Genomic DNA, 6,888 nt, shown 5'->3' on the forward strand with positions numbered 1-6,888 from the left:
GCGCCCGGCGGGGCGAGGAACGCAGGGAACCGACGAAGCCGGCGCGCGCTCCGGGGTACCCTTTCTTTTGGTTACTTTTCTTTGGGTAAGCAAAGAAAAGTAACCTGCCGTGGGTCAGCCACCCACAAGTTGCTTTTTGTCATCGCCGAAGGCGATTCGACATTATTGTCTACGCTAGGACTTGAGCTTCGTGGCTGAGATCAGAAATTACACGATGAACTTCGGACCTCAACATCCGGCCGCGCACGGCGTGCTGCGTCTCGTGCTCGAGCTGGATGGCGAAGTCATCCAGCGCGCCGACCCTCATATCGGCCTGCTGCACCGCGGTACCGAGAAGCTGGCTGAGTCCAAGCCCTACAACCAGTCGATCGGCTACATGGACCGCCTCGATTACATCTCGATGATGTGCAGCGAGCACGGTTATGTGCTGGCGATCGAGAGGCTGCTTGGGATCGAGCCGCCGATTCGCGCCCAGTATATCCGCGTGCTGTTCGACGAGATCACACGCCTGCTCAATCACCTGTTCTGGCTCAGCGCGCACGCCCTGGACATCGGCGCGATGACCGTGTTTCTTTACTGTTTCCGCGAGCGCGAGGATCTTTTCGATTGCTACGAAGCAGTGTCCGGCGCGCGCATGCATGCCACCTATTACCGCCCGGGCGGTGTTTACCGCGACCTGCCCGACAGGATGCCGCAGTATCAGCCATCCAAACTGCGCGACACGAATGAGATCACGCGCCTGAACGCCAATCGCGAGGGCTCGTTGCTCGATTTCATCTGGGATTTCACCGAGCGTTTCCCGAAGCATATCGATGAGTATGAAATGCTGCTCACCGACAACCGTATCTGGAAACAGCGCACCGTCGGGATCGGCGTGATCTCGCCCGAGCGCGCCTTGCAGCTCGGTTTCAGCGGTCCGATGTTGCGCGGCTCGGGCGTCGAATGGGATTTGCGCAAGAAACAGCCGTACGAAGTTTACGATCGGCTGGATTTCGATATCCCCGTCGGCGTTAACGGCGATTGCTACGACCGTTATCTGATTCGCATCGAGGAAATGCGCCAGTCCAACCGCATCATCCGCCAGTGCGTGGAGTGGCTGCGCCGGAATCCGGGACCGGTGATGATCGATGACCGCAAGGTGGCGCCGCCGCCGCGCGAAAAGATGAAGGGCGACATGGAGTCGCTGATCCATCACTTCAAGCTCTTCACTGAGGGTTACTGCGTACCCAAGGGTGAGACCTACGCGGCGATCGAGCATCCCAAGGGGGAGTTCGGCGTGTACATGATCTCGGACGGCGCCAACAAGCCTTACCGCGTGAAGATCCGCACCGCCGGCTTTGCGCATTTGGCGGCGATGGATGAATTGACCCGCGGCCACATGATCGCCGACGTGGTCGCGGTGATCGGCACGCTCGACATTGTTTTCGGAGACGTCGACCGATGAATGCCCAGTCCAGACCGGCATCGAAGATCGGACTGCTGTCGGAGCCGTCGCGGACCGAGATCGACCGCGAGATCGCCAAGTATCCTCCGGACCGCAAGCAGGCGGCGGTGATGGCGGCGCTGCGCATCGCGCAGGAACAGAACGGTGGCTGGCTCCCGGCCGACCTGATCGAGGCGGTGGCGGAATATATTGACATGCCGGCGATTGCCGTGCATGAAGTCGCGACCTTCTACACCATGTACGACCTGAAGCCGGTTGGGCGTCACAAGGTCTGCGTGTGCACCAACATCTCCTGCCTGCTGAACGGTTCCAGCCGCATCATGAATCATCTGGAAACGAGGCTCGGCATCAAGCCGGGCGAAACCTCCGCCGGCGGCAAATTCACCCTGAAAGAAGTCGAGTGCCTGGGCGCTTGCGGCGGTGCGCCGATGATGATGGTCGACAAGACCTATCACGAGCATCTCACCCCCGAAAAGGTGGACGAGATCCTGGACAAGCTGGAATAGCCCATGGCCAACGAACTCTGTTTCAGAATTCTGCATCTCGACCAGCCGTGGCGGCTAGCGACGTACCAGAGTGCCGGCGGCTACGAGACCTGGAAGAAAATACTCAAGGAAAAAATAACGCCCGAGAAGATCATCGACGATCTCAAGAAGTCCGCGCTGCGCGGACGCGGCGGTGCCGGATTTTCCACCGGCGTCAAATGGAGCTTCATGCCGCGCAATGCGCCGGGACAGAAATACATCGTGTGCAACTCCGACGAAGGCGAACCGGGCACCTGCAAGGACCGCGACATCCTGCGCTTCAACCCGCACTCACTGATCGAGGGCATGGCTATCGCCGGCTACGCCATCGGCGCGACCGTGGGTTACAACTACATCCGTGGTGAATTCTGGGAACCGTATGAACGCTTCGAGGCCGCGCTGAAGGAGGCCTATGGTGCCGGGCTGTTGGGTAAAAACATCCTCGGGTCCGGCGTTGACTTCGACCTGCACACGCATCTCGGCGCCGGCGCCTACATCTGCGGTGAGGAAACGGCGTTGCTCGAATCCATCGAGGGCAAGAAGGGTCAGCCACGGTTCAAGCCGCCGTTCCCGGCGAATTACGGCCTGTTTGGACGTCCGACCACTATTAATAATACCGAGACGCTGGCGTCGGTCCCGGACATCATCAAAAACGGCGCCGACTGGTTCCTGAATATCGGCAAGCCCAACAACGGCGGTCCCAAGCTTTTCTCCGTCTCGGGCCATGTCAACAAGCCCGGCAACTATGAAGTCCCGATGGGCACGCCGTTCGCGAAACTGCTCGAAATGGCCGGTGGCGTGCGCCACGGCCACAAACTGAAGGCGGTGATCCCCGGCGGTTCCTCGGCCAACGTGCTGCCGGCCGGGATCATGATGGAAGTGACCATGGACTACGATTCGCTCGCCAAGGCCGGATCGATGCTGGGCTCGGGCGGGGTCATCGTCATGGACGAGACCACCTGCATGGTGCGTGCGCTCGCGCGCATTGCGCATTTCTATTATGAGGAATCCTGCGGCCAGTGCACGCCATGCCGCGAGGGTACCGGCTGGATGTCGCGCGTGATTCATCGCATCGAGCATGGGGAAGGCAGACCCGAACACCTGGACATGCTCACGGAGCTGGCGTCCAACATCGAAGGCCGCACCATCTGCGCGCTGGGCGATGCCGCCGCGTGGCCGGTGAAAAGTTTCATAAAATATTTCCGCAGCGAGTTCGAATACCATATCGAACATCGCCGCTGCCTGCCCGGCACGCACGGGAGCCACGCATGAGCGCCAATCCGAAAGACATCAAAACACCGCCGGTCTCCGATACGGTGACTATTGAAGTGGATGGCCGGCGGTTGCAGGCGCGCAAGGGGCAGATGCTGATCGAGGTGACCGACGCCTCCGGCATCTACATCCCGCGCTTCTGCTACCACAACAAACTCTCGATCGCGGCCAACTGCCGCATGTGCCTGGTGGACGTGGAGAAGGCACCGAAGCCCTTGCCCGCCTGCGCGACACCGGTGGCCGAGGGCATGGTCGTGCGCACCCGTTCGGACCGGGCGCGGACCGCGCAAAAGAGCACCATGGAGTTCCTGCTGATCAATCATCCGCTCGACTGCCCGGTCTGCGATCAGGGCGGCGAGTGCGAACTGCAGGACCTCGCGCTCGGTTACGGCAAGGACGTGTCACGCTACGCCGAGGCCAAGCGCATCGTGAAGGACCGGGACATCGGGCCGCTGATTTCCACCGACATGACGCGTTGCATCCATTGCACCCGCTGCGTGCGTTTCGGACAGGAAGTTGCCGGCGTGATGGAATTCGGCGGCCTGGGGCGCGGCGAGCATATGGAGATCCGCACCTTCCTTGACCGCAGCGTGGACTCGGAGCTGTCCGGCAACGTAATCGACCTGTGCCCGGTGGGCGCGCTCACCTCCAAACCGTTCCGTTATACCGCGCGCCCGTGGGAACTCGAAGATCATGCCTCGATCAGCCCGCACGACTGTGTCGGCGCCAATATCAACGTGCAGGCGCGCCGCGGGACCGTGATGCGCGTGCTGCCGCGCGACAACGAGGCCGTCAATGAATGCTGGCTCGCCGACCGCGACCGTTTCAGTTACGAGGCCCTGAAGGGCGAGGATCGCCTGCGCGTGCCCATGATCCGCCGCGGCGCGGAATGGGAGGAAACCGACTGGGCCACGGCATTCGAATTCACTGTCGCTGGATTCAAGAAGGTGTTGGAGGAGCACGGGCCCGAAAGTCTGGGCGCGCTGGCCTCGCCCATCTCCACGCTCGAGGAATTCTATTTGCTGCAGAAGCTGATGCGCGCGCTGGGGAGCGGCAACGTGGATCACCGCCTGCGCCAGACGGATTTCAGCGATGACGCCGCCGCGCCGCTGTTTCCGTCCCTGGGACGGCCGATCGCCGAACTCGAAAACCTCGACGGCGCGCTGCTGATCGGCGCAAACCCGCGCAAGGACCAGCCGCTGATCAACCTGCGGCTGCGCAAGAGCGCGCTGAAAGGCGCACGCGTCTTCGCCATCAATCCGGTCGATTACGATTTTAGTTACCGGCTGGCCGGCAAGCTGATCTCCGGTCCGGCACAAATGGTGCGCGCCCTGGCGGGCGTGGCACGCGCCTTGAGCGTGCTCAAAAAGGCGGAATGGCCTGCCGCGTTTGCCAAGAATTTCCGCGACGTCAAACCGGGCGTATCGGAGCAGGCCATGGCCGAGGCGCTGCAGCAGAGCTCGCGCGCTTCGGTGCTGCTCGGAAGTTTTGCGCTCAGCCATCCGCAAGCGGCCGCCTTGCGCTCGCTCGCACAATATGTTGCCGACCTGTGTGGGGCCAAGTTGGGGCAGCTTCCCGACGCCAACGGCGCGGGCGCGTGGCTTGCGGGTTGTGTGCCACACCGCGGCGCCGCGGGCAAAACCGTGACGACGGGACACACGGCGCGCGGCATGTTGCATGCGCCGCTCAAGGCCTGTCTGCTTCTTGGCCTCGAACCAGAACTGGATTGTCTCGACGGAGCCGCCGCCGCTGCTGCCATGCGCGCGGCGGAGTTTGTCGTCATGCTGACGACATTCAAACCTTCGCCATACCGGACAAGCGCGGTGGAATATGCCGATGTCTGGATGCCGCTCGCGCCCTTCACCGAAACCGACGGCACATTCGTCAATGCCGAAGGACGGTGCCAGGAATTCGTCACGGCGGTCAGTCCGCTTGCCGAGGCGCGGCCGGGATGGAAAATCCTGCGCATGCTGGGTCATCATCTGGGCTTGTCAGGTTTCGAACAGGACGGAGTGGATGACGTGCGCCGCGAAATGAATCTGCCGGACGCCATGCCGGCCGCGTCGGCGTTTCCCTACTCCATCGCCGCCACGGAAGAGACCGTGCCGGCGGCCGGCCAGCTGATGCGTCTCGCCGAGGTGCCGATCTACGCGCTGGATCCGATCGTGCGCCGGGCGCCGGCACTGCAGAAAACCGCGGACAATCCGCCGCCCGCGGCGCGCATGAACGCGGCACAGGCCGATAAACTCGGCCTCGCGGCTGGCGCTAACGTTAAGCTGGTCACGCCGCAGGGCGCGGCGAGCCTGGAGTTGGTGGTCGACGACCGCGTGCCGGACGGTTGCGTGCTGGCGCCGTCCGGATATCCGGAGACAGTGACGATCGGGGCGCACGGACCGGTGACCGTGAGGGCCGCCTCATGAGCAAGTTTTTTCTGGGTATCTGGGGCTGGTTCCCCGACTGGTCGCAGGTCTTGCTGCTCAATCTGGGCAAGATCTTCATCGTCCTCGTGCCGCTGATATTGTCCGTCGCCTATCTGACCTACGCCGAGCGAAAGATCATCGGCTACATGCAGGTACGCATCGGCCCGAACCGCGTCGGTCCCAAGGGCTGGCTGCAACCCCTGGCCGATGCCTTGAAACTGCTGCTCAAGGAAATCATCGTACCGGCCAAGGCCAGCCGTTTCCTGTTCGTGTTTGCGCCGATTCTGACGTTCGGGCCGGCGATTGCCGCATGGTCGGTGATTCCGTTCACCGACAACTTATGGCTCGCGAACATCGATGCCGGTTTGCTGTTCATTCTCGCGCTTACCTCCATGGGCGTGTACGGCGTGATCATCGCCGGCTGGGCATCGAACTCGAAGTACGCCTTTCTGGGCAGCATGCGCTCCGCGGCGCAAATCGTCGCCTATGAAATCGCCATGGGCTTCGCCCTGGTGGGCGTGCTGATGGCGGCGGGCAGCCTCAATCTGCGCGAGATCGTGTTGCACCAGCAGGGCGGCGTGCATCAGTGGTATATCTGGCCGTTGTTCCCGCTGTTTCTGGTGTATCTGATCTCCGGCGTGGCCGAAACCAACCGCGCGCCCTTCGACGTGGCCGAAGGTGAATCCGAGATCGTGGCCGGTTTTCACGTGGAATATTCCGGCATGGCCTTCGCGATATTTTTCCTCGCTGAATATGCCAACATGATCCTGATTTCCGCGATGTGTTCGATCATGTTCCTGGGCGGTTGGTTGTCGCCGCTCGAGGGGATATTGCCCGCCAAGCTGTTGGCATGGCCGGTGATCGGCACCGTGCTCGGCGGCGGCATACATTGGCTGCTGCTCAAGATGAGTTTCATACTTTTCTGTTTCCTGTGGTTCCGCGCGACGTTTCCGCGGTATCGTTACGACCAGATCATGCGCCTCGGATGGAAGGTCTTTATTCCTGTGACGCTGGTGTGGATCGGCGTGATGGGGGCGGTCATGTTCCTCACGCCATGGGGATTCATCTTCCACTGAGTGGAGGAGGCGACGAACATGGTCAATGCGCTCAAACGATTTCTGAACACGTTCCTGCTCTTCGAGCTGGTGAAGGGCCTGATGGTCACCGGCCGCCATTTGTTCTCGCGCAAGATCACGATTCAGTACCCGGAGGAACGCACGCCAATGAG

At 61.8% G+C, this 6,888-nt stretch carries 5 protein-coding genes and 1 pseudogene; all 6 read left to right on the forward strand.

The window, feature by feature from the left end:
- Positions 1-214 precede the first annotated feature (214 nt).
- Positions 215-1,444 (forward strand): NADH-quinone oxidoreductase subunit D, encoded by a 1,230-nt coding sequence (locus WB402_RS08640; protein WP_424206913.1) that lies wholly within the window; start codon positions 215-217, stop codon positions 1,442-1,444.
- Positions 1,441-1,950, forward strand: coding sequence for an NADH-quinone oxidoreductase subunit NuoE (nuoE, locus tag WB402_RS08645; protein WP_424206915.1), 510 nt, complete (start codon positions 1,441-1,443; stop codon positions 1,948-1,950). The genes WB402_RS08640 and nuoE overlap by 4 nt, the downstream gene beginning before the upstream one ends.
- Positions 1,951-1,953: 3 nt before the next feature.
- A complete protein-coding gene (gene nuoF, locus WB402_RS08650) occupies positions 1,954-3,240 on the forward strand; it encodes an NADH-quinone oxidoreductase subunit NuoF (RefSeq protein WP_424206917.1) in 1,287 nt (428 codons plus the stop codon).
- Positions 3,237-5,660 carry an NADH-quinone oxidoreductase subunit NuoG gene (gene nuoG / locus WB402_RS08655; RefSeq protein WP_424206919.1) on the forward strand — a complete coding sequence of 808 codons (2,424 nt, stop codon included), beginning with the start codon at positions 3,237-3,239 and terminating at the stop codon, positions 5,658-5,660. The genes nuoF and nuoG overlap by 4 nt, the downstream gene beginning before the upstream one ends.
- Positions 5,657-6,736 carry an NADH-quinone oxidoreductase subunit NuoH gene (gene nuoH, locus WB402_RS08660; RefSeq protein WP_424206921.1) on the forward strand — a complete coding sequence of 360 codons (1,080 nt, stop codon included), beginning with the start codon at positions 5,657-5,659 and terminating at the stop codon, positions 6,734-6,736. Before nuoG ends, nuoH begins: the two co-directional genes overlap by 4 nt.
- Before the next feature lie 18 nt (positions 6,737-6,754).
- Positions 6,755-6,888: pseudogene (locus WB402_RS08665) on the forward strand (NADH-quinone oxidoreductase subunit NuoI); the annotation flags it as partial.

This window comes from Sulfuricaulis sp. (assembly GCF_049587675.1).
Classification (GTDB): Bacteria; Pseudomonadota; Gammaproteobacteria; order Acidiferrobacterales; family Sulfurifustaceae; genus Sulfuricaulis.

Excerpts from the sequence above, each read along its gene's own strand:
- nuoE (WP_424206915.1), top strand. The coding sequence starts at position 1,441 with ATGAATGCCCAGTCCAGACCGGCATCGAAGATCGGACTGCTGTCGGAG.
- WB402_RS08640 (WP_424206913.1), top strand. The coding sequence starts at position 215 with ATGAACTTCGGACCTCAACATCCGGCCGCGCACGGCGTGCTGCGTCTC.
- nuoF (WP_424206917.1), top strand. The coding sequence starts at position 1,954 with ATGGCCAACGAACTCTGTTTCAGAATTCTGCATCTCGACCAGCCGTGG.
- nuoG (WP_424206919.1), top strand. The coding sequence starts at position 3,237 with ATGAGCGCCAATCCGAAAGACATCAAAACACCGCCGGTCTCCGATACG.
- nuoH (WP_424206921.1), top strand. The coding sequence starts at position 5,657 with ATGAGCAAGTTTTTTCTGGGTATCTGGGGCTGGTTCCCCGACTGGTCG.